11 protein-coding genes and 1 pseudogene are annotated in these 21,516 nt (G+C 69.6%); 2 read left to right on the forward strand and 10 right to left on the reverse strand.

Features of this window, described 5'->3' with window-relative positions; all coding sequences use genetic code 11:
* Positions 1–36 precede the first annotated feature (36 nt).
* From ACFWZH_RS08370 to ACFWZH_RS08380, 3 genes are read right to left on the reverse strand one after another with little or no spacing between them, the layout of a single operon-like run.
* Positions 37–873: a carbohydrate ABC transporter permease gene (locus ACFWZH_RS08370; RefSeq protein WP_384427018.1), complete on the reverse strand. Its 837-nt coding sequence runs from the start codon at positions 871–873 to the stop codon at positions 37–39.
* 50 nt (positions 874–923) lie between these two features.
* On the reverse strand, positions 924–1,877 hold the full coding sequence (locus tag ACFWZH_RS08375) for a carbohydrate ABC transporter permease (protein ID WP_384427020.1): 954 nt from the start codon (positions 1,875–1,877) through the stop codon (positions 924–926).
* Positions 1,878–1,882: 5 nt separating this feature from the next.
* Complete coding sequence (locus ACFWZH_RS08380) at positions 1,883–3,151, reverse strand: ABC transporter substrate-binding protein (RefSeq protein WP_384427022.1); 1,269 nt, start codon at positions 3,149–3,151, stop codon at positions 1,883–1,885.
* An 802-nt stretch (positions 3,152–3,953) separates the two neighbouring features.
* Between ACFWZH_RS08380 and aac(6') the strand changes: the two are divergent.
* Positions 3,954–4,421 (forward strand): annotated as a pseudogene (gene aac(6'), locus ACFWZH_RS08385) (aminoglycoside 6'-N-acetyltransferase); the annotation flags it as partial.
* 389 nt (positions 4,422–4,810) lie between these two features.
* On the opposite strand, the gene ACFWZH_RS08390 reads toward aac(6'), so the two are convergent.
* The 7 genes from ACFWZH_RS08390 to ACFWZH_RS08420 all read right to left on the reverse strand — a co-directional run bounded on the left by ACFWZH_RS08390 (position 4,811) and on the right by ACFWZH_RS08420 (position 20,398).
* Entirely contained in the window at positions 4,811–5,113 is a 303-nt protein-coding gene (locus ACFWZH_RS08390) for a hypothetical protein (RefSeq protein ID WP_384427024.1), read from the reverse strand.
* Between the two features lie 86 nt (positions 5,114–5,199).
* Entirely contained in the window at positions 5,200–7,425 is a 2,226-nt protein-coding gene (locus ACFWZH_RS08395) for an SUKH-4 family immunity protein (RefSeq protein WP_384427026.1), read from the reverse strand.
* Positions 7,422–16,175: a toxin glutamine deamidase domain-containing protein gene (locus tag ACFWZH_RS08400; RefSeq protein ID WP_384427028.1), complete on the reverse strand. Its 8,754-nt coding sequence runs from the start codon at positions 16,173–16,175 to the stop codon at positions 7,422–7,424. The genes ACFWZH_RS08395 and ACFWZH_RS08400 overlap by 4 nt, the downstream gene beginning before the upstream one ends.
* A gap of 213 nt (positions 16,176–16,388) precedes the next feature.
* Positions 16,389–16,889 carry a hypothetical protein gene (locus tag ACFWZH_RS08405; RefSeq protein WP_384427030.1) on the reverse strand — a complete coding sequence of 167 codons (501 nt, stop codon included), beginning with the start codon at positions 16,887–16,889 and terminating at the stop codon, positions 16,389–16,391.
* Between the two features lie 106 nt (positions 16,890–16,995).
* Positions 16,996–17,376 (reverse strand): hypothetical protein, encoded by a 381-nt coding sequence (locus ACFWZH_RS08410; RefSeq protein ID WP_384427031.1) that lies wholly within the window; start codon positions 17,374–17,376, stop codon positions 16,996–16,998.
* A gap of 206 nt (positions 17,377–17,582) precedes the next feature.
* The gene (locus tag ACFWZH_RS08415; protein ID WP_384427032.1) at positions 17,583–18,407 is read right to left on the reverse strand and encodes a maleylpyruvate isomerase family mycothiol-dependent enzyme; all 825 of its coding nucleotides are present in this window, start codon (positions 18,405–18,407) and stop codon (positions 17,583–17,585) included.
* A gap of 62 nt (positions 18,408–18,469) precedes the next feature.
* Positions 18,470–20,398: an APC family permease gene (locus ACFWZH_RS08420; RefSeq protein WP_384427034.1), complete on the reverse strand. Its 1,929-nt coding sequence runs from the start codon at positions 20,396–20,398 to the stop codon at positions 18,470–18,472.
* A 575-nt stretch (positions 20,399–20,973) separates the two neighbouring features.
* On the opposite strand from ACFWZH_RS08420, the gene ACFWZH_RS08425 reads away from it, so the two are divergent.
* Positions 20,974–21,483 carry a hypothetical protein gene (locus tag ACFWZH_RS08425; protein WP_384427035.1) on the forward strand — a complete coding sequence of 170 codons (510 nt, stop codon included), beginning with the start codon at positions 20,974–20,976 and terminating at the stop codon, positions 21,481–21,483.
* Positions 21,484–21,516 lie beyond the last annotated feature (33 nt).

Below are 21,516 nucleotides of genomic sequence, written 5' to 3' on the forward strand. Positions count from 1 at the left end.
CCACGCACCGTACCCGATACGCCGCCCGGCCACGCCTCAGTCGTCGATCCCACTGCGCTCCACCCCCGCCACGATGTACCGCTGGAGCAGCAGGAAGACGACCACCAGCGGGACGATCGACACCGCCGCGGCCACGAACAGCTCATGCAGATTGAGGTTCTGTGCGGTGGTGAACGTGGACAGCGCCACCTGCACCGTCCAGGCCTCCTGGTCCTGCCCGATCACCAGCGGCCACAGGAACGCGTTCCAGGCCCCGATGAAGACGATCGTGCCGACGGCGGCGAAGACCGGGCGGGCGTTGGGCACCACGATGCGCCAGTACGTCCGCCAGTGGCCGAGCCCGTCGACCCGCGCCGCGTCCTCCAGCTCCTTGGGGAAGCCCAGGAAGTACTGCCGGAAGACGAAGCACGCGAAGGCGCTGAACAGCGTCGGAATGATCAGCCCGCGCAGCGTCGAGATCCACCCCAGCGTGGAGACCAGCACAAAGCTCGGTACGAACGTCACCGCCGCCGGCACCATGAGCGTCCCCAGGATCGCGTAGAAGACGACGTTGGCATGCCGGTACGGAATCCGGGCCAGGCCGTACCCCGCGAGCGAGGCCAGCACGACCGTACCGACCGTCGTCGACACCGCGATCAGTGTGGAGTTGAGCAGCGCCCGCCCCATGGGGAGGTTCGGATCCCGGAAGACCTCGGTCAGATTCGACCACTGCAGATCGTGCGGGAAGAACGTCCACTGCGGAGCGGTGATGTCCTGCTCGGTCGCCAGCCCGTTCCGCACCAGCAGATAGAACGGGACCAGGAACAGCAGTGCCAGCGCGATCAGCAGCACCACCCGTAGCGCCCGTCCCACCCTGGTCAGTGCATCGCCCATCCCCGATTTCACTCCTCCCCCTTCAGTCCTCACCTTTCAGCCCTCACCCTTCAGTCCTCACCCTTGCGGCCGAGGCCGAACCAGCGGGCCTGCACCACCGTCGCCAGCGCGATGATCAGCGCCAGGATCACCGCACCCGCACTCCCCAGCCCGAGGTTCTGGTCCTGCCCCAGCGCCGTGTAGTAGAGGTAGACCAACGGCGGCCGGGCGTAGGGCGGATAGCCGCGCGCGTCGCTCAGCAGGTTGTAGAACTCGTCGAACGCCTGGAACGCGTTGATCACCAGCAGTAGCACCACCGCCACGGACGTCGCCCGCAGCTGCGGAAAGGTGATGTGCCGGAAGGTCTGCCAGCCGGGCCGCGCCCCGTCCACCGCGGCCGCCTCGTACAGCCCCGGCGAGATCCGCTGCAGTCCGGCCAGGAACAGGATCATGTAGAACCCGGCCTGCAGCCACAGCCGTACGGTCACGATGACCAGCCAGTACCAGGGCGGATCGGTGGTCGACAGCCAGGCCGTCTGATCGGCGCCGAACCATCCCAGGACGGTGTTGGCCAGCCCGAACCGCACCCCGTTGAAGATCGACAGCTTCCATATCAGCGCCGCGACCACATAGGAGCACGCCGTCGGCAGGAAGAACACCGACCGGAAGAAGGCCTGGGCGATACGCAGCCGGTTGACCATCAGCGCCAGCGCGAGCGAGAGCACGTAGGTGGCGGGCACGATGAAGGCGGTGAACAGCACGAACGTGCCCAGGCTGCCGAGGAACGCGGCATCGCCCAGCATCGCGCCGTAGTTGCCCAGCCCGACGAAGTCCGAGCCGGCCGGACTGACCGTGTTGTGCGCGTCGAAGAAGCTGAGGTAGACGCTCCACGCCAGCGGCACATAGGTGAACAGTCCCAGCCCGACCGCGAACGGCCCGACGAACACCCAGAACCACAGATTCCGCCGCTGCGGCCCGAGCAGCCGCTCCCCGAATGCCACCGCCGCGCTGCCCCTTGCCTGCACGTCCCCTACTTCTTCTTGACGCGCTGGAGCTCGGCATTCACCTTCCGCACCACACCCTTGAGCTCGCTCTCCGGGTTGGCGCCGTCCTTGACGATCCGGCTCAGCGCGTCCTGATAGGTCGTACGGTCCGCCGTCGTCCACAGCAGCGGCTCGGCGTGGCCGTACTCCGTCGCGTACCGCACCGCGTCCGCGGCCGCACCCTCCCGCAGCTCCGCGGCCTTCTTCGCCAACGAGATCCGCGCCGGTATGTGGAACCCGTACGACAGCGCGAAGTCCCGCTGGAAGTCGGTCCGCTCCACCCACAGCCACTTGGCGAACGCCTTCGCCTCCGCCTTACGGGCACTGCGCGCACTGACCGCGGAGCCGTACGCCCCCACAGGAACGGCCGGTCTCCCTCCGCTGCCGTCCTTCGGGAACGGCAGCACCCCGAAGTCGTCCCCCAGCGCCTTCTTGATCTGCGGCAGCGCCCAGAGTCCCGACCACTGCATCGCGGTCAGCCCCTGGATGAAGGCGGCCGGATCGGACCAGTCCGTAGGCGCCCCCAGCAGCAACGACTTGTCCGCGTACAACTGCCGGATCTTCCCCAGCACCCTGGCCGCGGCCGGATCGTCGAACCCGACCTTTCCGTCCTCGTCGATCAGACTCAGCCCGGCGGCGAACAGCGGTGTCCCGCTGAGCACCCCCACCCCACCGTCGTTCCCCAGGAACAGCCCCTTGCTCTTGCCGCCGCCCTTACCGTTGAGCTCCTTCGCGGCATCCACCAACTCGTCGACCGTCCGCGGCGGTTCGACCCCCGCGTCCTTGAGCGCACTCTTGCGGTAGTAGAGCAGCTGCATGTCGATGACCTGCGGGATGCCCCAGATCTTGTCCTGCCAGATCTTCGGAGCGAGCACTGCCTGGTTGAAGTCGTCCTTCACCGGCTCGACCTCGGCGGTCAGATCGACGACCTGCCCGCCCTGTATCTGATCCAGCAACGGCCCGTTGACCTCGAACACATCGGGCCCCGAGTCGGTCAGCAAGGCGGCCGCGGTCTGCCGGTCGTAGTCCCCCGGCCGCCACTGCACCGACACCTCCGCCTTCTTGTACGCCGCGGCATACCGCTTCACGGCCTGCTCGGTCCCCGGCTCCCCGTACTGGTGGTACCACTGACGGATCCCGGAACCCGAACCCCCGCCCCCACGCCCCGTGTTGGAACCGCATGCGGTGGCCAAAGCGGCAGCGAGAGCCACCCCACCCCCGGCCGCCAGCACCCGCCGTCTGTCGATCCCCGCCATGACGCATCGCCCCCTGCCGCTCGCAACTGCCGTCTGCTGCCTGATGCTTGCTGCCTGTCTACTGCCTCTATGGCCTGACTGCTGCCTCACTACGGCCGTGCGTACCTACTGCCACGCATCGGCGTCGCTGTCTCTCTGCATCTCCATGAACCACCCCCGCCGGCGATCTATGCCCACCTCCACCCACCAACCACTCACGTCCCAGGGCCTCTAAGCCCCTACGTCCCCGTCCCCACGTCTGTCACCTAGGGCCTGTCCGATGGTCATGGCCGGCCTCGCGGTATCCGCTTTGGCCCGCCGGGTGCGATCCGGCAGGATCTCCCGCATGTTCGAAGAGAAGCTCGACATGCTCTCGCAGATGATGGCCGAGCACATGGCCATGCCGTTCCCGCCGGGATTTCGCGGCCTGGACATCGGGGACCAGGACCTGGTGACGCTGGGTGCGGACGCCTACGGCTACGCCCAGGGCGTTCTCGAAGGCCCGCTCGACGAACAGCGCGGCAACGGCTTGAGCCGACTGACGGCGGTGTTCGCGAAGGTTCTCCCGGCGATCGACGACGAGTACGCGGCCAGGTACTACACGCATGTGCGCGACCTGGCTGTGCTGGCCGCCGAAATCGAGGCCCTGCGCGAGAAGCATTCGCAGCTCTCCGACCAGGAAGCCTCGCCCGCGGGCTTGGTCACGGTGGTGGGAAGCACGATGACGTCTGGTCCGCCCGCTGGAGGCGCGGCGACCGAGCCCGTCCGTGACCCCGACAACTGCCCCGGGCCACCCCGACCAGACCCGGCTCCGCCCACCGCGCTACGCGGAGCCTCGATCCTCCTCCGCCCGACGACGGACGCCGACGTCGCCACCCTCGACCGAATCGTCCGCGAACCGGCGGTCGCGGCCTGGTGGTCGGCGCCGGACGACTACGACGACATGCTCGCCATCGTCCTCGACGACGAGGTCATCGGGGCGATCCAGTACGACGAGGAGACCGACCCCGAATACCACCACGCGAGCATCGACATCTTCCTCACCACCGCCCTGCACGGCCGCGGCCTCGGCACGGACGCCGTACGCACCCTCGCCCACTGGCTGATCCACGAACGCGGCCACCACCGCCTGACCATCGACCCGGCCGCCGCCAACACCGCCGCCATCCACAGCTACCGCAAGGTCGGTTTCAAGCCAGTCGGCATCATGCGCGCCTACGGCCGCGACCACCGGACGGGCGGCTGGGCGGACGGGCTGCTGATGGATCTGATCGCGGATGAGCTGAGTTGAACCTGAGCGGAGCTGAGCCGGGCCTGGGGGCCGGTCAGATGGCGTGATCAGGCCGGGCGTGCCGGCGCCTCGGCCTATAGCGTGTCCGGCCGGTAGAACTTGCGATACAGCCCCATCGCATCCCTCGGCGGACGCATCGGGAGCCGGCAGATCCTCCCGCTCTCCTTGCACACCACGACGCAGGTGCCACCGGGATTTCTCATCCGCGGACGTCGGCGCCCATTCTCCACCGGGGGCTCCGGCAGCGGTGGAAGCTTCGCGTACACCAGGTACCCGATATCGAATTCCCGGACTCGCAACGGCGCCGGCGTCCCATCGGGCCAAACCGGCGCGTACTGCGTCCGTGCGATCTCCACGGCCTCCTCAGGGCTCACCGGCCACCACACCCACTACGGGTTGGGATGGTGGCGCTTGCGGTAGAGGGAAATCGCCGACTTCGGGGGGAAGTTCGGAACGAAGGTCAGTGCTCCGTCGACCTTGGAGATGATGAGATGGCTGCCGCCGAACGACCGGGGCTCGGTGGGCGGAAAAGTGGCATAGACGAGGTAGCCGATGTCGAACTCTTCGACGTGTACGGATGCCGGGGTGCCATCGTGGCAGAGCGGCTTGAAGTTGGTGCTGGCGATTTCCAGCGCCTCTTCGACGGTTGACGGCACCCGGTTCCCGGATTCCGGTGGATCGATCTCCGGCACGTTTTTCTCCTTGTTCGCTCGGGCTCGTTGAGGGCGGGCGGAGCATGCGCTTGGACTGCGGCGAACGGCTGCTGTCCGTTCGACGGTTACTGACTGTGGAAGGCGTACGCCCAGGCGGAGGCCTCTGCGCCCACCGGGTCGATGCGTAGGTGCGCGGCGCGCACGAAAGCGGGCAGGAGGGCGGCCTCGTCATCACCCTCGACGAGGCCCTTGGTGAGGTGGCCCGTGACCCACAGCGCGACCATGGTGAGGAAGTTCTCCAGGCTGTGCGCGGCGGGCAGGCCCGCAAGGTGCTCCTCATCCGGCTCCGCAGGGACCCGCAGTACGTGCCCCGTAGGGCCGTCGATGACGAGTTGGCCGCCCATCCAGAAGCCGATCTGGAAGAACGGACCGGTTTCCTCGACGGAGGCGATGTCCGACGGCCAGCTGACTTCGTCGAAAACGCTCATGCGGTGATCGCCGAGCGGATAGATACCCATCCCGTCTTCGTCCCTGAATTCGGGCAGACCGAATTCGATGAGTGTATTGCGCGTCGCCTCGTCCGTCAGCCCGTCGGGCAGTGTGTGCGCCGGGAAGGCGTGGATGTGATCAGCTCCGTACAGCTCGACCAGATCTGCCAGGCCGGGCGGCGGAGAGCCTACAGGGGTGATGGCGGTGGTGAGAGCGAAACGTCCCGAGAGGGGCTTGACATTGGGGGAGTTGAGGCCCGAAAAATGTTCTCCCGCTGTGGGCTCGATGGCGAAAAGCCCACCCGATCCGGCAAGGATCACCTGACTCCCAAGGCGGAGCACGGGACTGCCGAGCAGAAGGTCGTGAGCGCTTTCCTCGTCGGACATGGCATCTTCAAGGTCCTCGTATGTCTCCGGACCGGGAAGGCCCTCACCGGACATACCCTCTTCGGACGCTGATTCGGGCGGCCAGGAAAGGTCGCTGTGATGCTCCTCCGGGATCTCTTCCCGCCAGGGGCCTCCTAGGTGCTCACCGTTGGCGGCGTCCCAGACATCCACGCGAGAAGTCCATGTGAAGAGGGTGGCAACGGCGGGGCGGCCCTGCCAGCGCACTTCGGTCAGCCCTTCGGCGGGGCCCGGGTCGAGGAATCGCCAGTGGTAGCCGCCCGGTGGACGCCAGCGTGCCCAATTCGTCTTCCAGGGCAGATGCACACTGGAGTCGGCGACGGCGTCTGCGAGGTCCCGGTCGCCACGAGCGGTGGCCATGAGATGCAGCCATGCAGCCCATTCCGGCTGGCTTTCCGGGATCACGCCGTAGGACCAGAGCTGGACCGCGGAACCCGCGGCGGTGTTCCCCGGGATATCGCCGGCGAAGGCGCAGTCCGCGGCGTCCAGCAGAGTCGTCTGCGGGATATTGGCGAGCGCGCCGCCGTCTTGGAGCAGATCCTCGAAGAGCGTGCCTTGATCGCCGGCTTCGGCCGATACCGATGAGGCGGAGTCGGCCTGTACGGCGTGCATGGCAAGCCCCGTGGCGGCGTACAGCCCCTCAGGACCTGATCTCGCCCAGCCCTCAGGATGGCGGAACTCAGGCGAGATACGCCTCAGCCACTCGACCATGTGCCGGTCGACCCGGTTGATCTCTTCGTCCGTGGCACCTCGGCGCAACTCCTCCGCCAGGCCCTCATCAGAGAATGACACCCCCTGATCGCCGGACACCAAGTGGTCGGAGAATTCCTCCAGCAGGTCGCGTAGTCCGGTTATGGTGACGGATTCCGGGCCGAGCGCCGCAGTGAGTTCGGCCCATACGCGCAAGGGGACGATGCGTGGCTGAGCCAGCGCCAACGCGCGCAGTGGCGCCGGCCAGTCCGCTTCGGCGGTGTTCCGCTCCGGGAGGTTGAGGACGACCTCGGAGAGGGGGAGCAGTTCGTCAGGGGTGATGTGGACGAGCACGCCGACCCGGCCTCCGATGAGGCGGTCGATGGCCCGGGTCAGTAGATGATCCGTTTCGGACGAGCTTCGGGTGCGGCCGGCCCGATGAGCGTTGAGGACGAGGACGAGCCGGTTCCCGTCAAGCTGGTCGAGCTTGGAGTGCCAGTCCCAGCGTCCGGCTGGGGACACATCGACCCCGAGCTGCCGCAGCATCTCGGTCTGTACTTCCTCGGCCGTACGCCCAGCAGCATCGACAAGGACGCTGCCCTCGATCTGCTGGTGCAGTTGCTTCAGGACGGCAGCGCCGGCGCTGCCGGAGGGATCGACGAGATGGGCGCAGTTGCCGCCCGCGCGCCAGCTGCGCCACCACTCCGACAGCAGAGAAACCGTCTCGTGGTCTGGGGTGTTCACTACTGCCCGGTCGCGCTCCGTCATCCCGTTCCCTCTGCCTGCTTCTTCTCCCGCTCGATCCTGATCATATGGGCCCTCGTCTTGCCCCACAGCTCGCCCACCACCGTCAGATGACGGCCAAGCTCCGCGTCGTTCTTTTCCTTGTTCCGATCCTTGCGCTGCTGAACCCGGGCGTCGATGTCCTTGTCGGTCAGCTTGGCCTTCTTCAGCTCGTTCTGTTGCTGGTCGGGGTCCAAGTTGCTGAATTGGGACAGCAACGCGTCGCGTTGCTTATGGAGGTCTTCCTTCAGGCGGACGGAGTCGTCTCGATAGGTGGTGCTGTAGTACACGGGGATTCCCTTTCCGAGGGAGTCCCGGAGTGTCTTCGAGCAGTCGGCGTTACCTGGGTTCGTGGTGCGGAGACCGCAGGGCTCTCGCTCAGTGTAGAGGCCGGCGACGGTGAGCTGGTCGTCCTTGCCCCTCGCCTCGTTGAGGCGTTTCACCCAGTCCAGGAGGTGCTTTTCGGAGTGCCGTGGGCTGACGCCGTCGGTACCCATCGGAGGTACGGACGAATCGACGACGTAGCTGCTGTTTCCTTCCTTGTCGACCAATTCCACGACAGCATAGTTTTTGTCTGTGAAGTCTGGAATGTTGGGGAACGACTTTTCGAGTATCGCCTTGATGGTTGCCTTTTCGCCGCTCTGACGGGACTCGTCCTGAACCCGCTTGAACGCGGTCGCCGAATCGCTGCCTGCGGGGCGGAACTTGGCCGGGAACTTCGGTTGTGCCTCCGCGCGCCGCCTGGAACCTACCGAATCGTGGTGGTCTCCCGCCGGGTCCGGTTGGCCACTGGACGTCTTGGAACCCTTGTAGGGGCTCTCGCCGTCGGGGGTGCGGGTGGGGCTGTTGCCGACGGCGTTGTCTGCGTGGAAGGCCATGCTCATTCGGGCAATGGTTGCTACCACTACATGACGTTCACCATCGTTCATGGCGGCGAAATTGTCGCCAAGAATGTGCCGGAGTTCGCTCTCCGTGAAGGCGGTCGGCGGGATCTGGTCTTTCTTGTTCTTGAGGTCTTCGCTGGCCGCCCTGTGGTCCTGGTCGGCCTTGGTGAATTCCGCCTGGGCATTCTTGACGGCATCCTGTTGGGCCTTGGTCGCCTTGTCGCCGGCGTCGTTGAGGGCCTTTTGGGCTGCATTCAGCTTCTGCCGGGCTCCGTCCAGGACCTTTCTGGTCTGGTTGGCGGGCTCGGTGATCGCCTCGGATGCGGCCCGTCGCTCGGCAGCCAGCCTCAGCAGCTGTGCCAGCGGGGGCTCAAGGCTGTTGCCGTCCTTGTCCTGGGCCGGATTGCCGTTGTCGTCCGTGGGCGGTTCGCACCACTCCCGGAGCCGGTCGTAGACGGGATTGAGGGGGTGGATCCGATGGACCGGCTGGCCCTCGCCCTCCGCGTCGCGCACTGCCTCCTGGGACGCGTCCGGAGGGATGCTGTTGAGTTCCTGGTCCTTGGGCTCGGGGTCGGAAAGCGACTTGTTGCGTTCCTCGCGCGTGGCGTCGGCGCGCTCGTCCGGCGTGTGCTCGGTGTCGGGCATGTCGACGTCCGAGGAATCGTCGGACTCGGGTGGGTCCTGCTTGGCTTTTTTCTTGTCTCCCCCGTCGATGTCCATGTCATCGGGGGACAGCCCGTGCTTCTTTCCGTCGCCGCTTCCGGTCGGTTGGGCGGCCGGGCGCCGGGCGCCCTCGGTGTTGCGGTCGGTCCCGCCGGGGTTGCCGGGAACGGGGCGGCGGTTGGGGTCGAGGGGAATGGCGAACACGCCGTGGTCGCCGCTGTGGAGGGGCTTGTCGCTCCGCCGGCCGGTTTGCGGGTCGACGTATGTGATCTTGCCGTTGTGGTTGACCACGTTCCAGGCGTGAGCTCGCCCGTTGGAGTCCTGGGTGACGATGACGGCCTGGGAGCCGTGGCCGTTGTCGAGAAGGGTCGTCTCCAGGCGGCGGAAGGCCTCGGGGCCGTTGCCGTGATCGGTGAATCGAGCGCCGAGGGTGCTCTCCATCCGGTCACGACCGTCGCTTTCGCCGCGGTCGGACGGGGCGCCGTCGGCGTCGTGGTCCGGGGTACGGGCCGCTGCGACGGTGGGGTGACCGGAGTAGGTGTCGGCGAAGGAGAGCGCTGCGTCAGGGCAGTTGTTGGTACGGCCGGGCGCGCCGTGGTCCTGTCCGTTGACGTCGTTCACCCAGGCGCCCTCGTTGGGGTCCGGGTGACGCTGCGGAGCTCCGTCCTCACCACGGGGGACGTTGTTCTCCAAGGCTTGCTGGTCGGCCGCGTCCGGATGTACCAGGCCACCCGGGTCCCGGTCGTACGGACGGGTGTCCGAGGCCGGGAAGGTGGGGTCCTTCGGCTCCGCGTTCTGATCCGGGTCGGCGTCTTGGACGGGGGTATGGTCCGCGGGCGCGTCCGAGTCCGTGTCCTGGCGGGTGTCGGAGTCGTGCCCCGGGTCCGCATGGTTGTCCGGGTCCTGGACGGAGTCCGGGTGCGGGTGCGCGTCGCCGTCCGTGTCCGGGTGCGCGTCGGAGTCCGGAGTCGTGTCCCCATCCGGAATCGTGCGGTCGGGAACCGGAGCTGTGGGGGCGTCCGGCTTGTCTTGCCGATCACGGGTTGCGTCGGCGTCCGCGGGAGGTGCGGTGTCAGCCCCGGCCTCGGCTGAGGGCTCGGTGGTAGGTCGCTGCTGCCCCGTGTGCTGGTTGTCGGGCGTCCCTGCCAGCCCCGACGGGTCGGACGAGTCTTCGGAGACCGGGGAGTCGCTCGATTCGTCGTCGCTGTAGTCCTGGTCGTCAGGGTGCTGCTCGGACGTGTCCGACTCCGAGCCCCACGGGAAGATCGGATTGCGATCGGCGTCCAGCGGGATGCCTACGACGGATGCGGCGTCCAAGTGGATCGGAGTCTCGCTGACCTCGCCGGTCTGGCTGTCCACCCAGATGATGTCGCCGTGGTGGTTGACGGCGTTGAACACATGGCCGCCGCCTTCGGGCCAGTAGACACCCACCACCGCTGCGGAACCGTGTCCGGCCTGGTCCAGTTCCCAGGCAATCCGGTCGTAGGGGTGAGGGAGATCATCACCGTAATCGATGAGCGGCCCTCCCGCCCAACGCTCCATGTTCCACTCGGAGTCGTTCTCCGGCGACCAGTTGTCGGGTGTTCCGTCGGAGTCGACGTCCAGCGTGCGCGGCGCGGAGACCTGCGGGTTTCCGTACCAGCTTTCCAGGAAGGAACGGGAGCAGTCGGCACAGTTGTTGGAACGGCCCGGCTGTTCGTGACCGCCGTCGTTCTGGAGGTCGCTCCAGTCTTCGAAGGGGTCGGCGAAGCGCTGCGGAGTGCCGTCGGGGTTGCGCGGGTGAGCCTCCTCCAGCGCCTGCTGGTCGCTGGGGTCGGGTTCGCGCAGGCCGCCGGGGGCATGGTCCAGGCTGTCGCGGATGGCTTGAAGGCTCTCGGGGGCCGTCTGCTCGTACTGGGCGTCCGGTGTCTGCTGCTCGTGGGAGCTGTCCTCCGGAGACGACGGATCCTGGTCGTGCTGCGGTGCGTCGGCATCCGGTTGCTGCTGATCGTCCGGGTGCGGCATGCCGAAGCCGTCGCGCGGCTGTCCGTTCGGCCGCTGGTCCTGCTGATGGAGCGGCCGGCTGTCTCGCGAACCGGGCCGTGCCGTCTGGTGCTGGTCGGGACGTGGAGGTTGCGGAGTCTGCTGGTCCGGCCGCGGTTGCCGTGGCGACTGCTGGTTCGGCCGTTCCTGCTGGGGACGGGTGGTCTCTGAGCCAGGGGTCCGCGGGGGGCGGTCCGGGGACGCCGGGCTGCCGGCGGTGCCGGGTACGGCTGCCGGGTGCTGCGGGTTCTGCGGGGCCTGCTGCTGGTACGGGTTGTTGTTCGGGGGCTGCTGGTGTTGCGGCTGGGCGTACGGGCCAGGCTGTTGCTGGTGGGGCTGCTGGGCGTACGGATTCTGCTGCTGTTGGTACGGCCCGGGCTGCTGGTGCTGCTGCTGGGTGTACGGACTCTGTTGCTGGTGCTGCTGCTGGGCGTAGGGGTTTGGCTGGTGCGGCGGCTGGGCGTACGGGCCCGGCTGCTGCTGGTACGGCCCAGGCTGCTGTTGCTGGGGCTGCTGGGTGTGCGGCTGCTGTTGGTACGGGTTCTGCTGCTGTTGCTGCGTGTACGGGTTGGGCTGTTGCTGCTGCGGGGCCGGTTGCTGGTGGGGCTGCTGGTACGGGCCCGGCTGCTGCTGGTGCGGCTGGGCGTACGGTCCGGGCTGCTGCTGGTGGTGCGGCGCGGGCTGCGGCTGGGCGTACGGGCCTGGCTGTTGCTGCTGCTGGTGGGGCTGTTGTGTGTACGGGCCTGGCTGCTGGTGCTGCTGCTGGGCGTAGGGGTTTGGCTGGTGCTGCGGCTGGGCGTACGGGCCCGGCTGCTGCTGGTACGGCCCAGGCTGCTGTTGCTGGGGCTGCTGGGTGTGCGGCTGCTGCTGGTAGGGGTTCTGCTGCTGTTGCTGGGCGTACGGGTTCTGCTGCTGTTGCTGGGCGTACGGGTTGGGCTGTTGGTGCTGCGGTGTGGGCTGCTGGTGGGGCTGCTGGGTGTATGGGCCCGGCTGCTGCTGGTGGGGCTGCTGGTAGGGGTTTTGCTGCTGTGCCTGCTGTGCCTGCTGTGCCTGCTGTGCCTGCTGTGCCTGAGCGTGTTGCTGGGCCTGGGCTTGCGCCTGTTGTTGTGCGTGGGCTTGAGCCTGCTGCGCCTGGGCCTGCTGCTGGGCTTGCTGTTGTGCCTGGGCTTGGGCCTGCTGCTGTTGGTTCTGGGCCTGCTGGTTTTGGGGGTTCGGCTGGGTCTGGGGCTGCTGCTGTTGGTTTTGGGGGGCGGCGGCGGGGTCGAAGGGCTGGCGGTTGGCGTCGGTGACGATGTGCCAGACGTTCTTGGCCTGGGTGTTGATGGGCTGGTCGCTGATCGTGCCGGTCTGGCTGTCGACCCAGACGACCTTGCCGTTGTGGTTGACCGCGTTGAAGACGTGGGCGCCGCCGTTGGGCCAGGTGACCAGTACCGCGGCCGCCGCGCCGGGGCCGGCCTTGCGCAGGTCGTCGGCGATCTGGGCGTAGCCGTCCTTGGCGTTCTGGCCGGAGTTGCGGAACTTGGCGCCGGTGTACTGCTCGATGTTGGCGGTGCCGTTGTTCTCGCCGGACGCGCGGTCGATGCCGCCCTTGCCGTCCGGGTCGAAGGTGCGCGGAGCGGACACCTGCGGATTGCCGTACCAGGACTCCATGAAGGAGCGGGTGCAGTCGGCGCAGTTGTTGGAGCGGCCGTAGACGGTGGGGCCGCCGTCGTTCTGGAGCTGGGCCCACGGCTGGAACGGGTCGTTGAACGCCCGCGGGGTGCCGTCCGGGTTCCGCGGGAAGCTGTTCAGCAGTGCCTGCTGGTCGTGCGGGAACGGCGAGTACAGGCCACCCGGCTGGGTGTTGAGGCCGAGCCGTACGTCGTGGTGGCTGCGGAGGTTCTGGGGCTGTGCGACCGGTGGCTGGTGCTGTGCTTGCTGCTGTTGGTGCGGGGTGGGCTGGGTCTGCTGAGGGTTCTGGTTTTGCTGGTGTGGTGCGGGCTGCTGGTGGGGAACCGGCTGTTGGACGAACGGACCCGGCTGCTGTTGTTGGGGCTGCTGCTGCGGGGTCTGTTGCTGGGGTGTCTGTTGCTGGGGTGCCTGCTGCGGCTGCTGCTGTTGCGGCGCGGGCTGCTGGTGCTGCGGCTGCTGGTTCTGGTGCGGGACGTTCGGGTTCGGCGTGTTGGGGTTCGGCGTGTTCGGGTTCGGTGTGTTGGGGGTCGGGGCACCAGGGCGTGTGGGTGCCTGGGCGCCGGGCTGCGACGACACCTGGGCGGGGGCGTCGGTCTGCGGCCGGTCCGTACGGGTGGGGGCGGCGGACGGCGGCGCCGAGTCGGGGCGCGGTGCATCGGGGCGTGAGGCGTCGGGGCGGGCACTGTCGGGACGTGTCGCGTCGGGGCGTGAGGCGTCCGGGCGTGGTCCGTCGGGGCGTGGTGCGTTGGGCTGGGCGCCGTCGGGGCGAGTCGCATCCGGGCGGGTGCCGTCGGGACGCGTCGAGTCGGGCCGGGTGCCGTCGGGGCGGGGGCCGTCCGGACGGTTGCCGTCGGGCCGGGTGCCCTCGGGGCGCGGGGTGGATGCGTCCTGCCGGGTGTCCGGGCGGTTGCCGTCCGGACGGGTGTTGTCGGGGCGCGTCGCGTCGGGCCGGGTGCTGTCCGGGCGGGTGCCGTCGGAACGGTTCCCGTCGGGGCGCCCGGATTCGTCGTTGCGGGCCGGGCCGTCGAGGCGGGGGTTGTGCGGGGGACGCTCGGGGGTGGGCTGTTGGGTGTGGTCCTGGACGATCTGGGAGCCGTCGGGGCGGCGGTTGTTGCCGGGAGGCGCGGTGGGGGCGTCGCGGCGGGGGCCGTCCAGGCGGGGGTTGTAGGCGGGGCGTTCGGGCTGACGCTGCTGGGTGACGTCGCGGATGGCCTGGGAGCCGTCGGGACGGCGGTTGGTGCCCGGGGAGGGGGTGGTGTTGCCGGGCGTGGCGCTGCGGGGTGGGGCGCCGTTCGGGGTGGTGCTGCCGCCCTGGGGTGGGATGCCGCCCATCATCGGGCCGGGGGTCTGGGGGGTGTTGGGCTGCTGGCCCTGTTGGGGGGTGGGGGTGGAGGGGGTGTTGGGTGCCGTGGGGTCGGTGGTGTGTTGGGTGGGTGGGGGGAGGGTGGCGGTGCCGGCGGACTGGGTGGAGACGGTGGTGTCGTCCGGGTCGTCCATCGTGGGCATGGGGTCGCCGGGGGCCGGGTCGCGCTGCTGGACGGGCTGGCCGGAGGAGGGGGTGTGCTGGACGGGGGCGCCCTGGGGCGGTGTGCCGACATGCGGCATGGAGGCGCGGCCGCCACTGCCGCTGTTGTTGTTGGAGTTGTCCCCGTTGTTGCTGTTGCTGCTGCCGTCGTGGGAGTTGTCGCCGTAGGAGGGCGGGTTGCCGGCTATGGGGTCCGGCGTCGGCGAGGGGGTCGGTGCGGGCTGAGGCGCGTCAGGGCGCGAGGGACCGCCCTCGTGGGATGTGGAGTCCGGTGCGGGCTGGGTGCTGATGGGGTCCGGGGTGGGGGTGGGGCGGGCGCCATCAGGAGTGGTGTCCGGTGCGGGCTGGGTGCTGATCGGGTCCGCATCCGGGCGATCCGGGCGTGCGAAGTCCGGGGTGGTGTCCCGGGCTGGCTGGGGGACCGGGTCGGAGTCCGGGCGCGCCGAGTCCGGAGTGTGGTCCGGTGTCGGCTGGGTGCTGATCGGGTCGGAGTCCGGGCGTGCCGAGTCCGGGGTGTTGTCGGGCGTCGGCTGGGTGCTGACGCCGTCCGTGTCCGGGCGGGAGGCGTCCGGAGTGGGGCCCGAGTCGCGGGTGGGACCGGCGTCCGGGCTGGAGCCGGAGTCGGAGTCGGGGGAGTTCGAGTACGGGCTGTCGTTGCCGCCTCGGTAGCCCTCGTCGAAGGGGGAGCGCTGGTCCGCGGGTGGCAGGGGCTGGGCGTCGGGGACGTTGCGGGGAGGGGTGGAGCCGGAGTCGTTGGAGGGGGTGGGGGAGGCGGACGGGTTGGTGCCCGTGCCACCGGAGTCGGCACCGTCGCGGCCGCTGGAGCCGGGGCCGTCGGTGGCGCCCGTGTTGTCCGAGGCGCGGGGGGTGTGGCTGGTGGAACCGCCGCCCCCGTCGGAGCCGCTGCGGTTGCCGCCGCCCGCACTGTTGCCGTTGCCGCTGCTGCTGCCACCGGAGTCGTTGGAGGTACCACCGGAGCCCGAACCGGAGCCCGAACCAGAGCCCGAGCCCGAACCCGAGCCGGAATCGGAGCCGGAGCCCGATCCGGACCCGGAGCCCGAGCCGCTGCCCGAGCCCCCACCGTCGGAGCCACTCCCCGAGCCCGACCCCGAACCCGAGCCGCTGCCCGAGCCCGAGTCCGACCCGCTGTTCGACCCCGACCCGCTTCCGGACCCGCTGGAGCCGCCGTCGCCGGAGCCCCCGCCATCTCCACCATCGCCGCCGTCGCTGCCGTGCCCGGCGGCGGAGTCCAGGCCCTGGCGGGCCCGCCGGCCCGCGCGGCCGCCGGCACCGTCACGCAGCCCCTCGCCCAGGGACTCGCCCATGTTGTCGACGGCGTCCTCGGCGGCCTTCCGCCCAGCCTTGGCCGTCCGCCCCAGGTCGTAGCCCTTCTGCGCACCGAAGTTCTGGTTGACGGTCTGCGCGATGAGGTCGGAGGCCATCGCCTCCAACGCGGAGATCACCGGCTCCTTGGCGGCCTCCATGATCGCGTCCAGGAGCTGCTTGGCCACCTCCTTCAGGATCCGACGGACCATCTCCCGCGTGGCCAGCGTCGCGGCCGCGCCACCTATCTCCGACAAGCCCAAAGTGAACGGCGCGGCGGCCTGCGCGGCGATGATCTCGGCGGCCAGGATCGCCAACTGCACGATCACCGCGACCTTCATCCCGATGACCAGGACGGCCGCGGCCTCCAGCGTGAACGCGATGACCTCGGCCGCCTGCGCGGCGTCGTTGAGGTAACCGGAACCGCCGGAGAACTTCTCCCACGTCTTGCTGAACCCCTCGATGGCATCGCCGGAGTTCTCGCTCAGGACATTGCTCGCATAGCTGTTGCCCTGCGCCGCATGCCCCTGGACCTCCGCCGCGAACGTGCGCCAGACCTGCGCACACTCCATCAGCTTGTCCTCGTCGGCATGCGGCCAGTTGAAGCCGAGCATGTCCAGGACCCACTCAAGAGGATCCGGCAGCATGAGAGACAAGGTGGAACTCCCCCGTGAAAAAAGTGCAATCAGGCGTGGTGCGGGCGCAGGGCGTGCGGAAGGGCTGGTTGCTGGGCCGACGCCCTGGAGAAACGCCCTGGAGATCGGAAGCGCTGGGCCGGAACCTGGACGTCAGGACCCCTGGGCTCGAAACCCTGGGAGTCGGACCCCTGACGGCAGAGCCCCCGGGGCCGACTGGCGGCCTCAGCTGCTGGCCGGTCTCCAGGAGACGTGGACCGCGCTCTGGTCCTTCGTCGGGTCCTGCCAGGCCCGCTTGTTCTCGACGTGCTGCTTCATCAGCGAGTCGTTGAAGTCCTCGTTCTCCGCGTGGTTCTTGGACATCGAGGTCAGCGCCTTGCCGATCTCCTGGAACTTGGCGGCGAGGTGACCCATCGATTCGTACATGCCGTCGCGGACGCCCTCGTAGACGACGCCGAACTTCTCGCCGATCTCGTCGTCCCCCCACGGAGGGGCGTCGGCCTTGCTGGCGAACGACGTCAGACCGCTCATGAACTGCTCACCGAACGACTTCTTCTCCGGCGGCGGTCCCTCAGGGGGCTTGCTCGGCGGCCCGGCGCCCAACGCGCTCAGGCCGTCCATGAGCCGCGCCACCGAAGAGTCGAAGTCCTCGCCGAGCTTGACGAAGTTCGTGCCCTCGGCCTTGAGGCCTTCCACGTTGGTCTGGAACCCACCAGCGCCAGCCACAACGCCCCCCGTGCTCGTAATGGTTACCTAATGCGATATTGAAGCCAAAGCTTAACCGGCGGCACTGACAGCTCACCAGGCGCCGGCCGAGGCCCAGTCGGCGCGCTCAGCCCTCGCTCGGGCGGTAGAAGCGGTGGTAGAGCTCCACTGCCGCCTCCGGGGGGAAATTGGGCAGGAATGTCACATCGCCGTTGGTCTTGTTGATGGCGACCTGGCTTCCCCCGGGCTCGGCCGGCAGGGCGGTGGGGTCCTCGGGCGGCGGCCAGCTGGCGAACACCAGGTAGCCGAGATCGAATTCGTGCACGAACAGGCCGGCGGGGCCACCGGGCGAACCGACCTCGGGGAAGTGCTGCCGACCGATCTCCAGCGCCTCGGCCTCGTTCGTCGGCACCGGACGGGGTCCGGCGTCCGTCGGCTCCGGGGGGAGCGGGGGAGGCGTGGGCGGCAGACCGGGAGGCTGGCTGCCCGTCTGATCGGAATCGGTCATGGTGCGTCTCCCTTGGTGCTGATCCTGTCGGTGACCGTCAACCTAACTCACGCGTGGGCGGCCGGATTGGTTCGCGTGGGGGTGGAGGTGGGGGTGGGGCGAGGGGGACAGTGAGCGGGGCGGCGGCGGTGACGGCGAGGGGGCAGTGAGGGTGACGGTGAGGAATGTGCTTTTCCGAATGTGACTGTTTATCCGGATGTGGCCAGTTATCCGAAGTTGACCAGCGACAGCCAGAACTCCAACAGGTCCGCATCGCCCACCACCTCGAAGGGCTGCTCGTCGGCGGAGCGGCGGCCGTAGACGAGCAGCAGCAGGTCCGTCAGTGGTGCGCTGACGGAGACCGCGGCCGGCTCCTTCGCGCGCCGCCAGGCCAGGGTGTCGCCGGTGAGGTCGACGAGCCAGTGGGCGGCCGCCTCCGGCGGGGTGTCCGTGGCGTGGAAGTGGAGCGTGCGGCCGGGGCCCAGGAGGGCGCGCCGGTCGGGGTGGTAGTCGAACATCTCGGGCAGCGAGCCCAGTTCCATCCACTCGTCGAGGGCGTCGAGGGCGATGCGCTGGTCGACGGTGAAGTCCGTGCCGAGGGCCAGGGTCGCGTCGGCGCGGTGGATGACGGTCTCGTGGGCCATCCGGCGGGCGAAGAAGGCCGGGCTGCCGGACGGGAGCGGGGTCCAGATCCGGGCGTCGGGCCCGGCGGTACGCAGGGTGCGGGAGAGGTGTTCGGCGCCCTCGGTGAGCCAGTCGGCGAGCTCCTGCGGGCTCCGGTCGGACTCGCGCGGAAGGACGCGCAGCGCGGTGTCGGGCGGCGGCTGCGCGGCCCGGGTGCGGACGACCTCCTCGACCCAGCGATGGGCCTCGCCCAGATGCCGGAGCAGCTGGGCGAGGTTCCAGTCGGGGCAGGAGGGCACGGACGCGCTCAGGTCCGTGCGCTCGTCGAGACAGGAGCTCAGCAGTCCGGCCTCGGCGACGATCTCGGCGCAGTGCTCCTCGTAATCCATGGGGGCATCGGCGGCGTCGGCGGCATCGGTGGCTTCCATGACCTCACGGTAGGGCGCGCCACCGACAATCGGTCGCTCCCACATCCGGCCGCGGTCACCCCCTACACCCGCCCGGCCGCCTCCAGGCGGAACCGCAGCCGGCAGATGACCGCGTCGGTGTCCCGGCGGATCGCGTGGGCGACGACCGCTCCGCGCTGGTTCTGCAGCAGGCGCTGCCACAGGTGGGCGGGTTCGGCCTCCGGTATCAGGACGGTGATGCGGGTGCCGGGCCGCCGGGCCGCCAGGTCGGTGACGTAGCCGGCTATCGGGCGGCCTATGGAGCGGGTGGCGGAGGGCAGTTCGAGGAGCTCCACGCCGGGGTTCCACAGCTCCCAGTCGCGGCGCAGCGCCTCGGTGGCGGGGCGGTCCTCGGGGGTGCTGTAGGTGACGGTGACCGCGACCACCTCGTCGCCCAGGGACACCGCCGCGTTCAGCGCCTCACAGGTCAGCCGGGACAGATGCGATACGGGAACGATGACCAGGGAGTGGGCACGGCGCGGCGGCTCGGGGACCCGGCCCAGGCCCAGACGCTCGCCGATCCGGCCGTAGGCGCGGTGCACCGCTTCGAAGGCGAGGACCAGCAGCGGCAGCGCGACGACGATGAGCCAGGCGCCCTCGGTGAACTTCGTCGCGGTCACGACGACGGCCGAGACTCCGGTGAGCAGCGCGCCGAAACCGTTCAGCAGGGCCTTGCCCCGCCAGCCCGGCGAGCGTTCGAGGCGCCAGTGCCGGACCATGCCGACCTGGCAGATGGTGAAGCCGACGAAGACGCCGATGGCGAAGAGCGGGACGAGGGTGTTGACGTCGCCGCCGGAGAAGACCAGGAGGGCCGCGGCGACGGCGGCGAGGGCCAGCACACCGTGGCGGTGGACCTGGCGGTCCGCCTTCAGACCGAAGACGTGCGGCAGGAAGTTGTCGCGGGCGAGCAGGCCCATCAGGACGGGCAGGCCGCCGAAGGAGGTGTTCGCGGCCAGCGCGAGCAGCACCATGGTGGCGAACTGGACGACGTAGAACGCCCAGTTGTGGCCGAGCGAGGCGTCCGCGAGCTGGGCGAGGACCGTGACGCCCTCGACCGGCTGGAGGTGGAAGCGGCCGATGAGGACGGACAGACCGATCAGCATCACGCCGAGCAGCGCACCGAGCGCGACCTCGGTGCGCTGGGCGCGCTTGGCGGCCGGGGCGCGGAAGGACGGCACCGCGTTCGCGACCGCTTCGACCCCGGTCAGCGCCGAGCAGCCGGACGCGAACGCCTTGAGCAGCAGCAGGGCACCGACCGTGGTGGCGTTGCCCGCGAGGACCGAGGCATGGCCGTCGGCGGTGACGGTGGAGGCGGGCGCGTCGCGGAGGAGACCGACGACGACCATCGCGAGGACGGCGCCGATGAAGACCGCGGTGGGCGCGAGGAACGCCTTCGCCGAGTCGACGATCCCGCGCAGGTTGATACCGGTGATCAGGACGAGCACCGCCAGGCAGATCCAGACGCGGTCCTCGTAGAGCGCGGGGAAGGCGGACGTCAGCGCCGCGACGCCGGCGGTCACCGAGACCGCCACGTTGAGGACGTAGTCGAGGATGAGGGAGGCCGCGGCGACCAGTGCCGTACGGCGGCCGAGGTGGGCCTGGGCGACCGCGTAGGAGCCGCCGCCGTTGGGGTAGGCGGCGATCACCTGGCGGTACGACGCGACCAGGACGGCGAGCAGCGCGGCGATCGCGAGCGTGACCGGCAGTGTGAAGCCCAGGCCGTAGCCGCCCGCCGCGGCCAGGACCAGCACGATCGACTCGGGGCCGTAGGCGACCGACGCCATGGCGTCGAGCGAGAGGGCGGCGAGTCCCTGCAGGGAGGTGAGGCGGTGGCGGGCGTCGGGCTCGGGACCCTGGGCGCTTCCGGGGCCGGTGGCGGCCTCGTGGGGGCCGCCGGGCCGGGTGGTGACCGCGCCGGTGGCGGTATCCGGCGGTTCTTCGGGCCGCCTGTCGGGCTGGGACACCATGGACATCTTTCGTCGTACCTCCGTACGGCACTGTGGCCGTACCTCGGTACGGCGACTGTGACGCTGTGCTGGACCAGACCAGCGTGCGGGCCGCGACGGCCGCCGTCCGCGGGCCTTGGCGGCCCCTTGGCGGGCGAAAGGGCGATCTTCACGCGTTCTTGACGGGGAGGCGGGCGTACTCGGGTCGCGCCGCCGGGGCGTGCGGCCGGTTCTCGCGTACGCGGTGGCCGCTTTTCGGCGTTCGTGTCAACGTCGCGTCATCGCCGCGTCAAGGTTCGTGGGGGCCGCGTCAGCGCCGTGCAAACGTCCCCGGCCGCCCCGGGGCGCCGCCCTAGCGTCAACGCATGGGACGGCGACGTGGCCTGGGGCCCGATTTCACGAAGGACGACGGGGACGACGGCGAGGGCGGGGACGGGGACGGGGACGGCGGGGCCGACAGGGCTGGCAGGGCTGAAAAGGCCGGTGTTGGAGGGACGGGTGAGACGGATGCGACGGGACGGGCGGGGCTGGGAAGGGCCGCGGGCGGACGGGCGGCGGGGGAGGGGCGACGAAGCGTCCGGCCGGCGGTCCCTCCTCCGCCGGTGCGCCGCGGCGAGCCGGCCCGGGACCGTACCTGGCTGCCCGAGTTGCGAGCGGCGATCTGGTGCACGGGCGGGCTGTTCACCCTCATGCTGCTGGTCGACCTCGCCAACGGGACCCTCGATCCATGGCGCGCGCTTTGCTGGACGGCCGTCGCGCTGGTGCTGTTCGTGGTCCTCTACCCGCCACGGGTGACCGCCGGCGAGCACTGGCTGGCCTCCCGCGGACCGGTGCGCACCCGCACGGTCCGCACCGATCTGCTCGTCCTCGTCCGCCGCAGCGACGGGGTGGCCCCGCGCCTGGTGCTGCGCGACGCGGTGGGCGGCCGGGTGGAGCTGGACCCCAAGGTGCTCACCGCGAACCCGCTGCTGTGGCACCGCCTGGAGCAGGGCGTACGCCGCTCCCGAGAGCGGGGGTTGCTGCGCTGTGGCGCGGTGCCGATGCAGGCGCTGGCGGACCGGATCGATCACGACGGTGCGCGGGCGGTGTTCGAGGTGTCCGGGCTGGCGTGACCAACTCCCCAATGAAGCACGTCAGTTGACCCC

The sequence above is a fragment of the Streptomyces sp. NPDC059008 genome (genome assembly GCF_042749045.1).
In the GTDB taxonomy this organism is placed as follows: domain Bacteria; phylum Actinomycetota; class Actinomycetes; order Streptomycetales; family Streptomycetaceae; genus Streptomyces.